This is a genomic window from Gardnerella nova (genome assembly GCF_049244055.1).
Lineage (GTDB): Bacteria > Actinomycetota > Actinomycetes > Actinomycetales > Bifidobacteriaceae > Bifidobacterium > Bifidobacterium vaginale_H.
In genome coordinates this window covers 338,185-354,711 of the sequence record NZ_CP058369.1, presented here as the reverse complement: position 1 = coordinate 354,711, position 16,527 = coordinate 338,185, and the positions used below count along the sequence as shown (strand labels likewise).

Here is a 16,527-nt window from a genome sequence, read left to right as displayed (position 1 = left end):
TCAGTACTCTTTTTTCATAAATTGGAATAACGACAATAGGAAAAACATAACAATATACATTAGAGCAATAATACAAGTTGCAGACGTAAGAGCGGTGAACGAGTCTGGTGATAAATAATAAAATATCTGAAAAGAATACACGGATGTTTGAGACAATATTATGTTTATTAAATTCGGCAATATCCATAATAATATAAAGGAAAGAATCATTGTAACACCAACTTTTTCAAAATATATCAACAGATTCATATTTATAGCAATATACAAAAGGAAAATTATCGGATATACGAGCAGTTGATGCATAACTATCCCTAGAGACGAGTATTTTAGTGACAAAAATACCAAATTTACGACTAGATAAATGCTTACGTATTCACCATATATAAAACACAATAATTTAATCCTATTAGGAATATACTCTAGATAATGATGAATAATTTTCTTCTCTTGCCATTCACCAATTGATAATATCTGATATAGGCTTAAAAATAGTATAGTTATCGTTGAAAAGAATTTATATTGTGATAAAAATGCACCTCTTTTAGCTTGAAATACTATAAACACGCAACATGCCAAATACAAAACAAAAGACAATAAGAAAAGCTTCTGATGACTAAACTTAATAATTTCTGATTTTATATAGTGCTTCATTATCATCTTCCTCCAACATAAAATCTTTAATATCATGTGTAATATCACTGTATTCCACGATTTGTGCCCCATGCTCAATCAGCAATTTAAGAACCTTGGCAATATCCTCTCTAGGCAATTTAATTCTAAAAGTTGATTCTTTGTTATCTTTGCTACGACAAAAAACCTCATATCTGTTAGAAAGCAATTTACTAATATCCACATCATTTACAACAATCACATTATAAATTCTTAGATTATCGTTAAAATTAACAATTTTTTGAATTTTCCCTTTTTTTAAATACCATACAATATCAGCAATTTCACCTAACTCATCTAATATATGACTTGAAATTACAAGGCTTTTACCTTGTGAGCGCAATGACAAGATAGTGTCTTTTAACTGCTTTATAGTAAGAACATCTAATCCATTGAAAGGTTCATCAAGAAGAATGATTTCACTATTTGAGAGCAATATTCTAGCAATATTTAATTTTTGCTTCATACCTAGCGACAATTGTTTAAACTTTTTATTTTTTGCTTCGTCGAGACTCACCTGATGCAATAATTTATCACAATTAAAGTCTTTTCTCCCCATCAAAGCAGCAAACACTCTAAGATTATCCTGTACAGAAAATTCGTCATAAAAAGATGGATTCTCAATAGCAAATGAAAGTGAACCGTCCAATTCAATATTGCCTTGATAATCAACTATCAAATTTGCAATGCACTTCATTAACGTGGTTTTTCCTGAACCATTATTGCCTACTAACGCAATAATTTGCCCAGCACTGCTTTCCAAAGAAATGTCATCTAAAACGACTTTTCCCCCATATGATTTTTTCAAATGAGATATCTTCATAAGATTACCTCTTAACAAATGAAACTAAAAATTTCCGATCTCCTTTTACAGAAATCTTACTATCTTCACCAATAAAAATTTTAGGACTCTCTTCGTAGATAACAGCATTTTTAACATTTCCTGGCTGTTTCTGAGCACGCACAAAAAGAGCATCATCAAGCTTGTACAGCTTTCCAGCAAAGCGTATCTCTCCTTTGCCTCTCTTTGCATAAATAGCATACACTCCTGGCTTTAACGATAAGTTATCGTTATTTTTATAATCTCCTGAAACTAGTGTTGGCAAATCATCACGAATTATACCAAAACGAACATTATTTGTCTTATACCCTACATACAGCAGACTGATAAGACCGAGGATTACTATGGTAGCTGCAAATATCCATTTTTTGCTTTTCATTTCTTAATCACATCCAAATCTATTATTTCATCAGCAATTTTATCGAACATTGCATCATGAGTAACAATAAAAATCATCGCAGTCTTTTTTAACTCCAAGACTTTGTCTATAAAAATCTTCTTAGAAGAATCATCCAAGTTTGAAGTAGGCTCATCAAAAATATACACATCTGCTTCTTTATTCAAACTTCTAGACAATAAAACCTTCTGTCGTTCCCCTTGCGATAAATTCACACCGTTATAAAAAATTATCTTATCTAAATCAAGTTTAAAAATATTATCTACTGGCTGTCTTGCATTCTTATAAATATCATATGCAACATTCTTACCAATAGAAGCATAGTTTAAAAATTGATTTTGCTGATAACAACTTATTCTACTCTGAATCATTTCTATTGTATAACCATACAAATCCCTATCAGAGTCATAATAATGCACACTTCCACCCGACACTGGTACTACGCCCATAATAACATACATTAAAGTCGATTTGCCTATTCCATTCTTCCCTTTAACCAAAATCAAGCTATGACTACGAAATTGCTTTGATATTCCAGAAAGGACTGAGACTGAAGTGTCTTGACTGTACGAAACTGAAACATTTTCTAAAGATATTCCAGTAATAGTAAAATCTGCTGCATTGTTTCTATCAATAGCAGGTGGTTTACGATAATGGGAATCAAGCGAAGAATATCTCTCCAAATCTAAAAATTTTTGTATAGCAGGCTTGCCAAGACTATAAACCGTAATAATCATCTCCTCTCTTTCAAGTAAAAACCTCCTATAGAGCTAAATCCGCAACATCATAGACGAATGTTGCATTCTCAACTCTCGCCATAGTTATAAATCATTTATGATGTCTTGTCAATACACTGTAACGAAAATGTTATAACACATATATACCAGATATTTCCACCAACTTTCATCCTGGCATTAATGTAATTATCGCGAATTATGTATGATTTTGAAAATAAAATTCACATGAAAATATGCAGACTATCCTCTATTACGATTGCTCATTTTTCTCAATTATCGGGTTATAGACCAAAAAATAAGGTACGACCACACCTTATATGTGAAATCTTACCTTATTTTTGTTTTATGACTTCAATTTCCCACTTCACAGGGTGGGTGCAAAGTGTGTGCACTTTTTAACGTTAACATCCTGTGCACTCGACCCCAGAGCGTCGATATCTTACCTCATACAGAAAAATAGCACTCAAAAATCACGCCAAGCCAGCCTAAAGCAGCCACACGCTAAACCTTTTAACAATAGCCCTCACTAAGCCTTGCTGCACAAGGGCAAAAATGCACCCACCTATTAAGCCCTTGACATCAATACGACAGTCTCACGTGTATCAAGACTACCCTTATGATAACCATGCATCAATAAAAGAGCCTTAACGTTCATTGCAGGAGAGAAACTGGCAAGGGGAATGTCGTATGATGATAAAAGTCTAAGGCACTACAAACTGGGATTTGGATTTTACTTAAAATTGTATTATTTTATTAGCGATATCTTCTACAAATCGCTTATCGTGTTCCACAAATATGAGTGTAGGCTTTGCTTCTTTTATAATTTCCTCAATCTGTATTCTTGATATTACATCTATATAATTCAGTGGTTCGTCCCAAACAAATATATGAGCTGGCTTTGAGAAACTTACAGCAATTAAAACTTTCTTTTTTTGTCCATCACTATAATTCTTCATATCCATTTCAAATAATTCTCTTGAAAAATCTAATTTTCTTAGAATTGTTTTACACAATGTTTCATCAACATCTTGCTTGTGAATATATTCATTTAGGCTACCTGTTAAATTAGATGTGTCTTGAGGAATATACGAGATTTTTAAATTACCTGCTAATTTTATCTCACCTGTATACTCGTGATTTATACCTAATAAAATTTTAATCAAGGTTGATTTTCCGCTACCATTACCCCCATATATAGCCACTATGTCGCCTTGCTTTATCTCGAAACTTACATTATTTAGGATCTGTCTCTCTCCATAGCATGATGATAAATTGCTAACCGATATTAGAGGATTTTTATGATGATGTAATGGATGCAATAATAGACTTTCCTTTGTTTCGATATCTTTTAGTAAACTCTGTTTTTCTTCTATTGCCTTGTTTTGTCTATTCTCCAAATTCTTAGATTTTTTCATCATCTTGGCTGATTGATGACCTATATGTCCTTTGTCTGGTTTTACACCTGATACTTTTACACCATTTTTAGTATTTTCAATTTTATCAGACCAAATTTGACTTTGTCTTGCAGACTCTTTTAATCGTTTAATATCTTTTCTTAATCTCTCATTTTGACTAATTTCAAATTGGTCTTTCATCACTTTGTTTTCATACCATGATGTAAAATTTCCCGATTGGACATCAATAGAATTCCTGTTAATAGAAATAACATGATTGATACAACCATCTAAAAAATCTCTATCATGAGATATAAGCAAAAATCCTTTTTTACTTTTCAGATATTCACTTACAATTTTTCTTCCGTCCATATCTAAATGGTTTGTTGGTTCATCAATAAGTAAAAAGCCATCTTCTCTTGTAAACAAAATAGCTAAAAGGATTTTTGTTTGTTCCCCTTTAGAAAGCGTTTCAAACTCTCTGTAAACAAGGTTCTCATCTACATTTAGCAAACTGAGTTCTCTAAATAACTTCCATTCTTCATCATCTGATATTAGTTCTTTATATAACTCAATTCCTAATTTTGAAGTATCGCTTATATTTGGTGGAAATTTAATAAATTCAACATCCTTGCTTATTTTACCTTGATAAGTTTCTTGATTTAAAAGTAACTTAAATAGAGTTGATTTACCGATTCCATTTCTTCCTATCAATCCCGTTTTCCAGTTTGTATCAAAGGAAAACGATACATTTTTAAATATGGGTTTTACATATCCATAATATGAGAAAGTGAGGTTTTCAATTTTAATTACTGACATAAAACGCCTCCCTAAATTATCATTTACCGCCCGGGTGCAAAGTGTGTGCACCTTTTAACGTTTAGTTTTTCATGTATTACTACGGTTATCACTGCTTTGCTTTTCAGTCATTTCAATTCTCGATTAGGTAATTTTCCAGTTCTCAAAGCGACAGTAACAAACTCAACCTCTTGCAAGCACTTCTCGCAAAGTTCATAACCTTCATTGAAGTTCACTCTTGACCTAAATGTGCTAGCAATGAATTCGCATGGTGAGGTGATCCTTTCAACTACACCGCACCGTTCGCACTCAGCATACACATTCCCATCCTTAATCGGAATAAACATTCCATGATCTTTCTCATTTCCCATGACGCTAACATCTTCGAAATCATCAAATTTTACATAGAGCATATACGGCTTCCTCCTTTATCGGTATGTCTATATACGCTCTAATTCCAACTTATATCAAGTTTTATTGCTTCTTTTTTGATCTATATGTCTGCTACTTCGCAATAGCTTTCCCATTAAGACAGTGCACCATGTAATGCGCAAATCCATCGTTTTTACAATTTACCTTCTTCTTATCTGAAACCTCGGTGACACCATTCTCACAATCTACTTCAAGGCTTGCATCCTTGGTGATTGTTCCTTCTAAAATACTCATGCCATTTAACGTATCAAGCGTACAAACATGAGTTACTTCTACGTTTGTTGCTGAAGCCAACCCATTATAACATTTAAGAAAGACATCATCCGCTTTCAAATTAACAACTTCTACCTTGCCATTGTTCACTTCTACATAAAGCTTACCAATCTCAATATCCGTGATGAGCACTTGATTAGAATCAGATTCAACCTCACAAACTTCCACATCATGTGGCAAACTCACAAGAATTTCAGGCATACCCTGAGTAAACCACCTCAGCCAATTCGAAGCTGAAACTTTTTTAGTTTGAATAAGCCTTATAACATTTTGCGCATCCTCAACCCTCAATATATCTTGTTCACAGTTAACAAAGCTCACGCCAAAGGTATCAGCACGTTTCACCGTTAAACGAACATCTTTCGTCTCTGCGATAAACTTCTTATTATCCATTCCTTAAGCACCTCCTCGTGCACATACTAATAATCAGGTTTCATTTTACCTTTTGAGCTATATTTTCCCACTTCACAGCCTGGGTGCAAAGTGGCGAATCGACTTGCATGAGCGATTAAATATAATTCGCGAATGCACTTCGATTCGCTGAGCTTGCTCAGAGTTGAAAGCACAGTGTGCTTTCAACGCAAGCGAAGTACGTTAACATCCTGTGCACTCGACCCTATAGCGTAGACATGTTTACTCAAACAGCCAAACTGCGCTCAAAAATCGCAAGAACCCAGCTTAAAGCCGCCACACGCTAAACCTTTTAACGATAGCCCTCGCTAAACCCTGCTACATAAGGGCAAAAATGCACCCACCTAATCAGTCTTTGACATCAATACGACAGTCTCAACGTGGATTGAGAGAACTCCAAGTATAGCTACACTTTTTTGAGTGCACACTATGGATAGTGGGTGCACTTTTTAACGATAGGAAAAGGCTATCGTTAAAAGGTTTAAGATTGGCAATTTACCAGCTTTTTGGCAGTATCAATAACCTTGTCTTTATACTTCACAACGTCTGCAATAGTTAACTTTTCAATGGCTCGAATGTAGCGTTCCATATAGTCAAAATCAGGTTCACCATCAGGAGTTACTGGAAGCGTAAATGTATCTTTTTGAATTTTCCTATTAGATATTGAATCCCCCCAATAATATTTAGACTTCAACGATTTTTGCAAAGAATCAATCATATACATATAAACATATTTTGAAAATATTTTTAAATACTTAGGATATAAAACGAGATTATGGCTATCATTTGAAACAAAATCTTGATCCTGATAGCTAAATGTCAGCGTTTTTCCGCCAATAAAGATACAGTGCCCTTTATCAAGTTGTTCTTCACTGCATGCAATATATGACATAACAGAATTATTTCTATCACTTGCAGTAATATATGGTGTATTACCACTATTAAGTATCAAATCATTTTTCATAAAACATTTCGTGTTTTTTACTTCAAAAATGTCAACTACTTTAAATTTCTTAAACCTTAGTGCCCCATTTTCGCAATCAGTTTCCAAAGAGCCGTTTTCGTTAGATGCGGATTTTCTAGAGAGAGAGAGTATTTTCTTATCTTCATCTGTCAGCTCATAGTCATCAAGGTTAGTTACCTTTAGATAAGCATCCAGCTCCTTGATGCGATCTTCCTCCAGCTCCTTGATGCGATCTTCCATATACTGCCAGTCAATGTCATCTACAGTATATTCGTGGTTAAGGTCGGAGTGTTCGATGACAGGAAGCTCAACAACTGTTTCGCTTATTTTTTCTTTGAAATGTCTAACGAGATAACTCTGATAATATTCACTATGTTTATTTAAGATGGCTATAAAATACATAGCGAGATTTTCATTAAATCCCCTAAACTTTGGAATAAGAGTTTTTGTGAATTGACCTGCGTAAAAATCATGTTGCATATAATGAAATTGCATACTAATCATTCCAACCGCAAGAGAATTTCCAGGTATAAGATGAGCATCATCAAAATATTTTACATACCCCCCGACGATTACAGATAGAGAAATACATGGATAGCTTTACAGACAAAGAACTATCCTTAATGGAATCTTTAGCCAGCGGTATCAACGAAGCAAGAAACATCGAAGACTAATTAAAAGAATCCATACATAACGGAAAGAGCCGATAAAATGAGATTGTATTAATCTCATTTTATCGGCTCTGCGTCTTTGCGTCTGGCTCTGTAATCACAGTTACTTTGAACTGCTTTATTTCAATTAAATTTTCTTGTCTGCATTTCGGACAATAGAGGGGGAATTTTTTTAATTCAGTATCTTCCCTTATCTTTAATCGTGTTTTATTTCCACATACAGGACACAATATCCACTTGTAGTTTATAATAACTATCTCCTCCTTTACACTTTAATTCAAATCTTTATTAAAAAATATTTCATCTTATTTAACAAGAAACCATATTTATATAACAACATAAAATACACTAAGTTATTTTATTGAACATATATCGTACTTTATCTATCCGACTATTTGGACGACGGGGCTGGCAAACAGGTTCACCGGTAGTAACATGGTACCCTTTTAACTCTGTTAAACAAACACTACGTCCATTTGTAAAGAAAGTTAAATCACTACGATATTCTTGAATACACCGAGCAGGGATTTCTCCACTAAGAATGACCTCATTATTTTTCAATTGAGTGTCTACGATGTTCGCACAATATTTAGGAGCATCGTTGTATGCTCGTGAAAGATATTCCTGTGGCGCATAAATTTTAAAACTAAGATATGGCTCTAACAATTCTGTTCCAGCTTTTTTTAAGACTTGTTCCAATACAATAGGAGCAAGCATCCGAAAATCTGCTGGGGTACTAACAGGGCTATAGTATAAGCCATACTTAAAACAGATTTTACAGTCCGTCACATTCCAACCATATAATCCTTGTTCGCAACCATAGCGTATCCCTTCCATAACTGCATTTTGAAATGATTGATTTAAGTATCCAAGAGAAACCGAGCTCTCATACTGCATTCCACTTCCCAACGGAAGCGGTGATACAGATAAACCAATGGAAGCCCAGAAAGGATTTGGCGGCACTTCGATGTGAATGGTATATTCTGCATTTTTTAACGGTCTCTCCATATAAATGACTGTAGGCTCTTTTAGTTCTATCTCCACATGATACTTTTCTTGCAACAGTGCACTAATCACTTCCATTTGTACTTTCCCTAAGAAAGAAAGTATAATTTCATGTGTCGTAGAATCCACGTAATATCGTAGAAGCGGATCACTATCTGAGATTTCCAAAAGGGCATCAAGCAACATTTCTCTCTGTTCAGGTTTACTCGGTTCAACAGTTGTTTGTAGTAGAGGGTGCGGATTTTCAATCTTTTTTCTCTGTGGCAATAGTTTTGTATCTCCAAGAACACTATTTAACTTCAAAAACTCATTTTGCAAAATAACAATTTCTCCAGAATAAGCTCTATCAATCTTACATAATTCACCATTTATTGAAGTATACATTTCTGTAACTTTTATTTTTTCTTTTTCTGATACTCTAACCGAATCTCGTAAATGTAGTACTCCACTATAAAGGCGTATATATGCAAGACGTTGTCTTTTTTTTGTATATTCAATTTTGAAAACATTTCCGCAAAGTTCAGACGGACCTCGATGTGTTGATGAATAAAATTTATTCGTAATCACTTCTATAAGGTTATCAATCCCTATATTACTTTTTGCACTTCCATGATAAAGAGGGAACAGAGAACAATTCTGAAATCTTATGCTTTCCTCTTGTTCGAGTTCCAATGCTTCTAATGATTTACCGGACATATATTTCTCTAAAAGGTCATCGTTTCCCTCTATTACCGTATCCCATTGTTCAGATTCGGTAAAGTTCGTCACACACATATTAGGATACAGTTCTACCTTCTGTTTGATTACAATTTCGGCAGAAAGTTTCTCTTTAATATCCTGATAAACCGTTGATAAATCAATTCCATTTTGGTCAATCTTATTGATAAAAAAGATTGTGGGAATCCCCATTTTCCTAAGTGCATGAAATAATATACGAGTTTGTGCTTGTACGCCATCTTTTGCAGAAATCAGTAGAATTGCCCCATCTAAAACTGATAATGAACGATATACTTCTGCTAAGAAATCCATATGTCCTGGCGTGTCTATGATGTTCACCTTCGTATTTTCCCACTGAAAAGAGGTTATTCCTGTCTGAATTGTAATTCCTCTCTGACGTTCTAAAAGCGTATTATCCGTCCTCGTTGTACCTTTGTCCACGCTTCCTAATTCTGTAATCGCTCCACTGTTATATAATAAGCTTTCTGTTAAGGTAGTTTTTCCTGCATCAACATGAGCTAAAACTCCAATATTAATAATTTTCATGTGATTTTCCTCCATTCAAAAACCCAAAAGGGCATAAAAATCCCAGTGATAAATACTTTTATCACTGGGATTTTTATGCATAACCATAGGTATACAAAGCATACAGATATTCTCTGGATACTTTAGAATCACATGATAAAGGTATTCTTAAACTGGGCACAAAAAACTAAGCCCTCCTAAAAAAGGACATCCAATTATTTGTTCCCACTATCAAATTGACAGTTTATTTAAGAATACCTTGCCGCATATTTATTAACTCCTTTTAAATAGATACTTAAATAATAGCACGTAAGAGCATATTTGTAAAGGAATCTCCAATTTTTTATCAAAGAGAGTACGTGATTACAAAATAGCTGTAATAATGTACCAATATTTGTTATTCTATAATCTTCCAATTACTCCCGTTCTTTTCAAGTACCAAATCAAATTGAGATACCTGCGTTGCTTTGGTCTGCTGGTCGATATACTCCACTGTCAGCGATACCGTGACTTGATTATCCTTACGATTGTGAATAGGATTTACCAGTTCTTGAAAGATGTACTCTTTTCCGATTGGTTTTAATATCCCGTCATTCACATAGTAGGAAAGTTCACTGGCTGTCGCTGTAGGATAGAGCTTGAAGAACGTCGTTAAAAACTCATTGATTTCATTGGTTGTAATGGAATCAACCGTCCCCTCACTTTCAATGGCTTTTGGTTTATAACTTGATTTCTTAGGTATGTTGGTAATGGTCGGATTCTTAACCAGTACCATATTTCCAGAACCATCTACATAGACACTCACTATATAAGCAGAGTGGACGGTCTTTGTATTTTCTCCCTCTGTAATGAGCTGGTCTACACTGTAGGTTACATTAAACTCATTGTCGCCAGTTGCCTGGAGTCAACACTATGGATAAAAAGTTCATTTTTTCGTTTTCGCGAACATATCATTGACTTTTTTTAATGTTTTCCTCGTATTGGTAAACATATCATAGGTTTTTTATACTAGTACGTATTTGGAAACATATCTAGTTTTATATTTTTGATATATAATGCACATTATATAATGTAGAATTTACTCATTTACAATATCCTTTTATTTTATCTGCATATTTGCTTAAAAGCTCTTTTGAATATACTTTACTTTGGTTAGATTCTCTCACTTCGTTCCAAAGAATTGCAGCAACTTTCATCTTATTAGAAAATTTATCACTACGTTCATCTAAGTTAAAATCTTTTACAAACTGGTTCCATTGGTTAGTAGTATTATCATATTTTGCGTAATCAGAGTCTCCATTATATACATCAAGCATATTTTTAATTGTAAAATTTTTGTCGTTCTTTCTTTTTACTTTTCGCCAAGCTTCTGCCATATTCGCATTAAATTTAAATGGCTTAATTCCAGTTTGCTCTGAAAAATAGTCTCTAAATTTTTGATTGAATGAAAATCCACATTCTAGTAATGGAGTATTTAATGTTATATTATCAGTTATCTTTTTATTTTTATTCCTTGAAGATTTTTTTATTTTATTTCCCTTAAAATATTCTTCTATAATATAATTCAGTTCCTTTTTTGTTCCTCTATATTCTAATCCAAGAGACTTACAAACTTTTGATAACTCCTCTCGATACCAATAATATTTGTTGAATTCTTCAAATGATTTTATATCTTTAAATTCAGGTCTACTTTCTAACATACACTTTCCCTCAATTCTCTTTTTTTCTATTCGTTTGTCATCAATACTAGAGCCTCCGCCGCAGCTTTCACATTAAACGAGTAAACACTAGGTATGTCTTATCGACATGTTCGTATGCAGAAACATATCCATGAACCTTTTAACAATTATCTCTGCCTATCGTTAAAAGGTTTCAAGCAAATAAACTTAGAGTTCTCACACTCCTAGATATTTAATATATATTTGACACGGATTCCACTCATCCCATAAAGTTGGAAAACATTCCAATTCTTTATATCCCATCGCGATATAAAAATGATTTGTAATATCATATTCTTTGTAGTGTCCCATCTGAACAGTTTTTACCTGTGAGTATGTGTAACCCATCTTCCTTGCCATAGCTTCGTATGCTTTGTTAAGTACCGAGCCAACTCCCATTCTATGGAATTTCTTTTTTATACCCATCACAAAAATCTCTGCACAATCCTTGCTGGTTGCGTTTAACACAATAAACCCAACAAGTTTATCATTAATATAACAAGCAAGAAAAGGCTTTTCCTGTGAATCTTGAATATATTCTTCTGTACTTTCTGGCATTCCAAACCATTCTTGAAGATCATACAATACTTCTCTCGATACAGATTCCTTTTCTAGTTTATTCTCAATTTCTTTTACTTTTATATTCAATCCAGTCCTCCACAAACTCTAATTTATTCTTGTCATCAATACTAGAGCCTCCGCCGTCGAATCTTTCCAATCGAAGCTTCCTATTCGGTCGCTTCTCTTGGAGATTCTTGACATGAGACCTACCTCTGCTTCGCATCGATTAGCTTTGCTAATCGCGCGATAGCAGGGTTAGAGCTTCAACGTTGATTGACATTCCCCACTTCACCAGCTGGGTGCAAAGTGGCGAATCGACTTGCATGAGCGATTAAATATAATTCGCGAATGCACTTCGATTCGCTGAGCTTGCTCAGAGTTGAAAGCACAGTGTGCTTTCAACGCAAGCGAAGTACGTTAACATCCTGTGCACTCGACCCTAAAGCGTCGACATGTTCCCTCATACAGCAAAATCACGCTCAAAAACCGCGAGAACCCAGCTTAAAGCCGCTTCGCATTAAACCTTTTAACGATAGCCCTCGCTAACCCCTGCTACACAAGGGCAAACTTGCACCCACCTAATCAGCCTTTGACATCAATACAACACTCTCGACGTGGATTGAGAGAACGGGTAGTATATCTACACTTTTTTGAGTGCACACTATTGATAGTGGGTGCACTTTTTAACGATAGGAAAAGGCTATCGTTAAAAGGTTTACGTTTGCTTAATAGCTTGAGTTTAGCATAAAAACAGCCTAGAGAGGATTCCCCCCTAGGCTGAGTTTTGTAACATTTCAAATGCTCACATTCTTTTGGCTTTTACGATGCCCTTTCAACATCAACACTAATCTCTGATTTAAAAGTTACGCTGAACTTGTCCTCGTAAACTTTTATTTTCTTGATGTACTTTCTTACCAGCTTCTCGTCATATTCACTAATATCGTGACGTTCATTTTTCAGAAAATCTTCCATTTCTCTGATTCGTCTTTTAGCATCTTCTTGACCTGCTTTTTCTATAAGAAGCTGCTGTTTCTTACCTTTCAGTTCATCAATCTCATCAGCTATTTTCGTGTAGTCTTTTTTAGCTTTTAGCAAGGTTAGTAGTGTAGCTTGTTTGTCTGCAATTTTTTTATCAACCGTTTCAATCTCACTTAAGTTGTTGCCCGCGATAATTTCTCTAATATTGTTATTCAACGTATCCAATACTTCATCCGGTATACTAAACACCTTGTTTATGGCTTTCACTGTAGCAGACTGCAGTTCGTTCTCTTGTACTGTCGGAGCATCGCAAGCACTAGGACCGTTTTTCACTCTGGTGCAACAACGCCAGACAACAGAATGCACTCCTCGATTGTTCCAAGCAATTCTTCTGTAAATATCCCCGCATTTAGCACAAACACACAGGCTGGATAAAGCGTACTTGCTGGAATAAACTCTCCTTTTTTTGTTCTCCTCACCGCTAAACATGTTGGCTCGTCTTACCATTTCTTCTTGAACTTTAAAGAAAATATCTCTTGGAATAATAGGCGTGTGGCTATCTTTTACATAATACTGTGGTTCTGTTCCATCATTTTTTATACGAACATGGTTGATAAAATCTGTCGTGATGGTTTTTTGTAAAAGTGCATCACCAATATATTTTTCGTTTTGCAAGATGCCTTTAATATTAGATAAATTCCATTTTAAATGCCCGGCACCGTTTTTAATACCGTCTTTTTCAAGACCCTCCGCTATATCTCTAAGACTTGCTCCTTCTAAATATTCTCTATAGATTCTTCTTACGACTTTTGCTTCCTGTTCAAGAATTACAAGATTCCCTTCATCGTCTTTTGTGTATCCTAAAAACCAGTTATGGTTGATTTGCACTTTGCCTTCCTGGTAGCGGAACTTAAGTCCAAGCTTCACATTCTGAGAAAGCGACGCGGATTCCTGTTGAGCTAAAGAAGCCATGATAGTAAGCAATAGTTCTCCGCTTGCTTCCATGGTGTTGATGTTTTCTTTTTCAAAAATGATCGGAATGTTTTTGTCTTTCAACTGTCTAACAAACTTTAAACAGTCGATAGTGTTTCTCGCAAAACGGCTAATCGACTTAGTGATAACCATGTCTACTTTGCCACTCATGCAATCGTGGATCATGTCATTGAAACCGACACGTTTTTTCGTGCTAGTTCCTGAAATACCGTCATCAGCGTAAATGCCAGCAAACTCCCAGAGAGGATTTCTTGAAATATAATCCGTATAATGCTGAACTTGCGTGTCATAACTTGTTGCCTGTTCTTCACTGTCAGTACTGACACGACAATACGCTACTACTCTTAACTTCGGCTTATCTTTATGCTTATCTACCGTATTCCCCGCTATTTTTCTTGGTGGAATAATTGTAACGTTGGCATTCATTTTACACCTCCTTGATTTGACTGTACGCGTATGCTGCTTGACGATAAGGATCATCGTATTTCTTTTCTACCTTTTCTAACTGGTAGCTTGTAATAAACCGAATTTCCTTTATTGGCTTAGGCTCTTTATAACGATGATTCCTGATAGCATTCTCATGCCTTATTTGTTGCACTTGTCTAAACATATCCTCATCGATAATCTGAGGATAAAACTCTGTTCCTAAATACAATTTCTTGCTAAGAATTTTGCCCGTGACTGGCCAATCCCTTTTTATACCTGATTTTTTAGCAGCTTGAGAAATATTTTTAAATTCAAGATAGAAACGAAAAAACTCTCTTACTTCTTGAGCTTTTACTTCATCTATAACCGCTTTACCGTCTACTATTCTGTAACCATATGGGATGCGTGCCATGTTTCTTTCACCTCTTCTTCTAATTCCAATCCGCATTTCAAAATAAAAAGAAATCTTGTTCTGCTTTTAACTACGACATCGTCTACAAAATCTAGAAAATCCTCATCCTTAAACTCGCTAAATACTTCTGTGACGCTTACGAACCGTTGAAGTTTTTGCGCCTCGTTTAAGTGCGTTAAGTTACCGTTTAAACTGTTGGAAAGCTGAAGTTTTTCCTTAAGACAAGTATCTATTTCCGTTTTAAGCTGATTGCTTTCCAGATAGTAGGAATCCATCTCAATGTAGCCACCGGCTAAAAGCTTACTGAGTACTTGCTCTTGTTCTTGCAATTTAGCTATTTTTTCTTCGAGTTCGATAACCTTGTTCAAACCGTCTTTATTATTCACACCTCTCAAACTTTCTACGAGAGGAGTCAACATTTGAACGTATCCTGCTTTTAACTTGTTTAACATTTGCAGGAAGGAAATTTTAAGATAACTTTCCATAACAGACTTTTGTGAACAAGCATGAATATCTTCAAGATGCGTTATACAAACCCATATGCCATACGCCTTATTATGTTGATAAATTATTCGTCTTTTACACTTGCTTCCACACTCACCACAACGAATTTTACCTGAAAACGCATAAAGCTTATTGTACTTACCACTACCACATACTATATTATTTTCACTTCTTCTCCACGCGATAATCTCTTTTACAAGATTAAAAGTTTCATGACTGATGATAGCCTCGTGATGGTTTTCAATAACATACTGTTTTTTCTCGCCACAGTTTTTATGACGGTTAAAACTATCATCCGTGTATGTTTTCTGAAATATGACATCCCCTGTGTATGTTTTATTGTTCAAAATAGCATTCACGGTACTTGAAGTCCAACTTCCGCCCTTTTTAGTTGGAATCTTTTTATCGGTCAATACTCGTGCTATTGCTTCTCCACCCATGCCGGAAAGAGCCATGTTGAAAATTTCTTTTACTACCCTGGCTTGCTCGGGAACTATAATCATTTTCTTATTCTCGTTTTTATACCCATACGCAGGGCAGGAAATGACGAAGCTTCCATTTTCGAACCGTTTTTGAATTGACCACATGCTGTTTTCCGAGATGGATCTTGACTCGCTTTGCGCAATAGAACTCAGGATAGAAAGCATAAGCTCCGAACTCATATGCTCGGTATCAATGTTTTCTTTCTCAAAATACAAATAAATACCAAGACCGGTAAGTTTTCTAACTATTTCAAGACAGTCAACCGTGTTTCTTGCAAGCCTACTAATAGACTTTGTAATAATCCTGTCTATTTGACCGCTCTGACAGTCTTTAAGCAGTTGTTTAAGACTTTCACGCTTATCGATTTTCGCGCCGCTAATACCCTCGTCAAAGTAAAGTCCCGCATACTCCCAGCATGGATTAGACTTAATATAGTTTTCGTAATGCTCCTTCTGCACTTCTAGGCTGAGAAGCTGCTCATCACTATCACTAGAAACTCTCGCATACGCTGCAACCCGCGTCTTTTTCTCAAAACCAGTTTTTCGCATTGTAGAGTCTATTTTTATTATTTCTTTCACTATTTCCCCTCACTTTCAGCTAATACTATTCATCACTCTA

At 35.0% G+C, this 16,527-nt stretch carries 16 protein-coding genes and 2 pseudogenes; 1 reads left to right on the top strand and 17 read right to left on the bottom strand.

Annotated features, from left to right (window positions below; genetic code table 11):
* The 8 genes from HXT56_RS01555 to HXT56_RS01520 form a co-directional block, all read right to left on the bottom strand.
* The gene (locus tag HXT56_RS01555; protein WP_421778261.1) at positions 1-651 is read right to left on the bottom strand and encodes a hypothetical protein; all 651 of its coding nucleotides are present in this window, start codon (positions 649-651) and stop codon (positions 1-3) included.
* Positions 620-1,492 carry an ABC transporter ATP-binding protein gene (locus tag HXT56_RS01550; protein WP_032837326.1) on the bottom strand — a complete coding sequence of 291 codons (873 nt, stop codon included), beginning with the start codon at positions 1,490-1,492 and terminating at the stop codon, positions 620-622. Before HXT56_RS01550 ends, HXT56_RS01555 begins: the two co-directional genes overlap by 32 nt.
* A 4-nt stretch (positions 1,493-1,496) precedes the next feature.
* Positions 1,497-1,889, bottom strand: coding sequence for a hypothetical protein (locus HXT56_RS01545; protein WP_004114689.1), 393 nt, complete (start codon positions 1,887-1,889; stop codon positions 1,497-1,499).
* Positions 1,886-2,644, bottom strand: a complete 759-nt coding sequence (locus HXT56_RS01540; protein WP_421778260.1) for an ATP-binding cassette domain-containing protein — start codon at positions 2,642-2,644, stop codon at positions 1,886-1,888. Before HXT56_RS01540 ends, HXT56_RS01545 begins: the two co-directional genes overlap by 4 nt.
* A gap of 734 nt (positions 2,645-3,378) precedes the next feature.
* Positions 3,379-4,857, bottom strand: coding sequence for an Lsa family ABC-F type ribosomal protection protein (locus tag HXT56_RS01535; protein WP_004113321.1), 1,479 nt, complete (start codon positions 4,855-4,857; stop codon positions 3,379-3,381).
* Between the two features lie 107 nt (positions 4,858-4,964).
* Positions 4,965-5,249, bottom strand: coding sequence for a hypothetical protein (locus HXT56_RS01530; RefSeq protein WP_004114737.1), 285 nt, complete (start codon positions 5,247-5,249; stop codon positions 4,965-4,967).
* A 91-nt stretch (positions 5,250-5,340) separates the two neighbouring features.
* On the bottom strand, positions 5,341-5,934 hold the full coding sequence (locus tag HXT56_RS01525; protein ID WP_116712562.1) for a hypothetical protein: 594 nt from the start codon (positions 5,932-5,934) through the stop codon (positions 5,341-5,343).
* Between the two features lie 499 nt (positions 5,935-6,433).
* Positions 6,434-7,420, bottom strand: coding sequence for a restriction endonuclease subunit S (locus HXT56_RS01520; protein ID WP_421778259.1), 987 nt, complete (start codon positions 7,418-7,420; stop codon positions 6,434-6,436).
* A gap of 59 nt (positions 7,421-7,479) precedes the next feature.
* On the opposite strand from HXT56_RS01520, the pseudogene HXT56_RS01515 reads away from it, so the two are divergent.
* A pseudogene (locus tag HXT56_RS01515) lies at positions 7,480-7,590 on the top strand (XRE family transcriptional regulator); the annotation flags it as partial.
* 59 nt (positions 7,591-7,649) lie between these two features.
* On the opposite strand, the gene HXT56_RS01510 reads toward HXT56_RS01515, so the two are convergent.
* From HXT56_RS01510 to HXT56_RS01470, 9 genes and pseudogenes are all read right to left on the bottom strand, one after another.
* A complete protein-coding gene (locus HXT56_RS01510) occupies positions 7,650-7,817 on the bottom strand; it encodes a cysteine-rich KTR domain-containing protein (RefSeq protein ID WP_000336323.1) in 168 nt (55 codons plus the stop codon).
* Positions 7,818-7,935: 118 nt separating this feature from the next.
* Positions 7,936-9,855, bottom strand: a complete 1,920-nt coding sequence (gene tet(M) / locus HXT56_RS01505) for a tetracycline resistance ribosomal protection protein Tet(M) (RefSeq protein ID WP_000691736.1) — start codon at positions 9,853-9,855, stop codon at positions 7,936-7,938.
* A gap of 15 nt (positions 9,856-9,870) precedes the next feature.
* Positions 9,871-9,987: a tetracycline resistance determinant leader peptide gene (locus HXT56_RS01500; protein ID WP_001791010.1), complete on the bottom strand. Its 117-nt coding sequence runs from the start codon at positions 9,985-9,987 to the stop codon at positions 9,871-9,873.
* A 244-nt stretch (positions 9,988-10,231) separates the two neighbouring features.
* Positions 10,232-10,738, bottom strand: a pseudogene (locus HXT56_RS01495) (conjugal transfer protein); the annotation flags it as partial.
* A 178-nt stretch (positions 10,739-10,916) separates the two neighbouring features.
* On the bottom strand, positions 10,917-11,534 hold the full coding sequence (locus HXT56_RS01490) for an SAP domain-containing protein (protein ID WP_004574894.1): 618 nt from the start codon (positions 11,532-11,534) through the stop codon (positions 10,917-10,919).
* A gap of 195 nt (positions 11,535-11,729) precedes the next feature.
* Entirely contained in the window at positions 11,730-12,200 is a 471-nt protein-coding gene (locus HXT56_RS01485; protein WP_004111719.1) for a GNAT family N-acetyltransferase, read from the bottom strand.
* A 732-nt stretch (positions 12,201-12,932) separates the two neighbouring features.
* Positions 12,933-14,510 (bottom strand): recombinase family protein, encoded by a 1,578-nt coding sequence (locus HXT56_RS01480; protein WP_421778258.1) that lies wholly within the window; start codon positions 14,508-14,510, stop codon positions 12,933-12,935.
* A gap of 1 nt (position 14,511) precedes the next feature.
* On the bottom strand, positions 14,512-14,922 hold the full coding sequence (locus HXT56_RS01475) for a DNA recombinase (protein ID WP_421778257.1): 411 nt from the start codon (positions 14,920-14,922) through the stop codon (positions 14,512-14,514).
* Positions 14,892-16,487 (bottom strand): recombinase family protein, encoded by a 1,596-nt coding sequence (locus tag HXT56_RS01470; protein ID WP_421778256.1) that lies wholly within the window; start codon positions 16,485-16,487, stop codon positions 14,892-14,894. Before HXT56_RS01470 ends, HXT56_RS01475 begins: the two co-directional genes overlap by 31 nt.
* Between the last annotated feature and the right edge of the window lie 40 nt (positions 16,488-16,527).

Coding starts and splice junctions, on each gene's coding strand:
- HXT56_RS01520 (WP_421778259.1), bottom strand. CDS start 7,420: ATGATTAGTATGCAATTTCATTATATGCAACATGATTTTTACGCAGGT.
- HXT56_RS01540 (WP_421778260.1), bottom strand. CDS start 2,644: ATGATTATTACGGTTTATAGTCTTGGCAAGCCTGCTATACAAAAATTT.
- HXT56_RS01525 (WP_116712562.1), bottom strand. CDS start 5,934: ATGGATAATAAGAAGTTTATCGCAGAGACGAAAGATGTTCGTTTAACG.
- HXT56_RS01475 (WP_421778257.1), bottom strand. CDS start 14,922: ATGGCACGCATCCCATATGGTTACAGAATAGTAGACGGTAAAGCGGTT.
- HXT56_RS01490 (WP_004574894.1), bottom strand. CDS start 11,534: ATGTTAGAAAGTAGACCTGAATTTAAAGATATAAAATCATTTGAAGAA.
- HXT56_RS01530 (WP_004114737.1), bottom strand. CDS start 5,249: ATGCTCTATGTAAAATTTGATGATTTCGAAGATGTTAGCGTCATGGGA.
- HXT56_RS01535 (WP_004113321.1), bottom strand. CDS start 4,857: ATGTCAGTAATTAAAATTGAAAACCTCACTTTCTCATATTATGGATAT.
- HXT56_RS01480 (WP_421778258.1), bottom strand. CDS start 14,510: ATGAATGCCAACGTTACAATTATTCCACCAAGAAAAATAGCGGGGAAT.
- HXT56_RS01550 (WP_032837326.1), bottom strand. CDS start 1,492: ATGAAGATATCTCATTTGAAAAAATCATATGGGGGAAAAGTCGTTTTA.
- HXT56_RS01545 (WP_004114689.1), bottom strand. CDS start 1,889: ATGAAAAGCAAAAAATGGATATTTGCAGCTACCATAGTAATCCTCGGT.
- HXT56_RS01555 (WP_421778261.1), bottom strand. CDS start 651: ATGAAGCACTATATAAAATCAGAAATTATTAAGTTTAGTCATCAGAAG.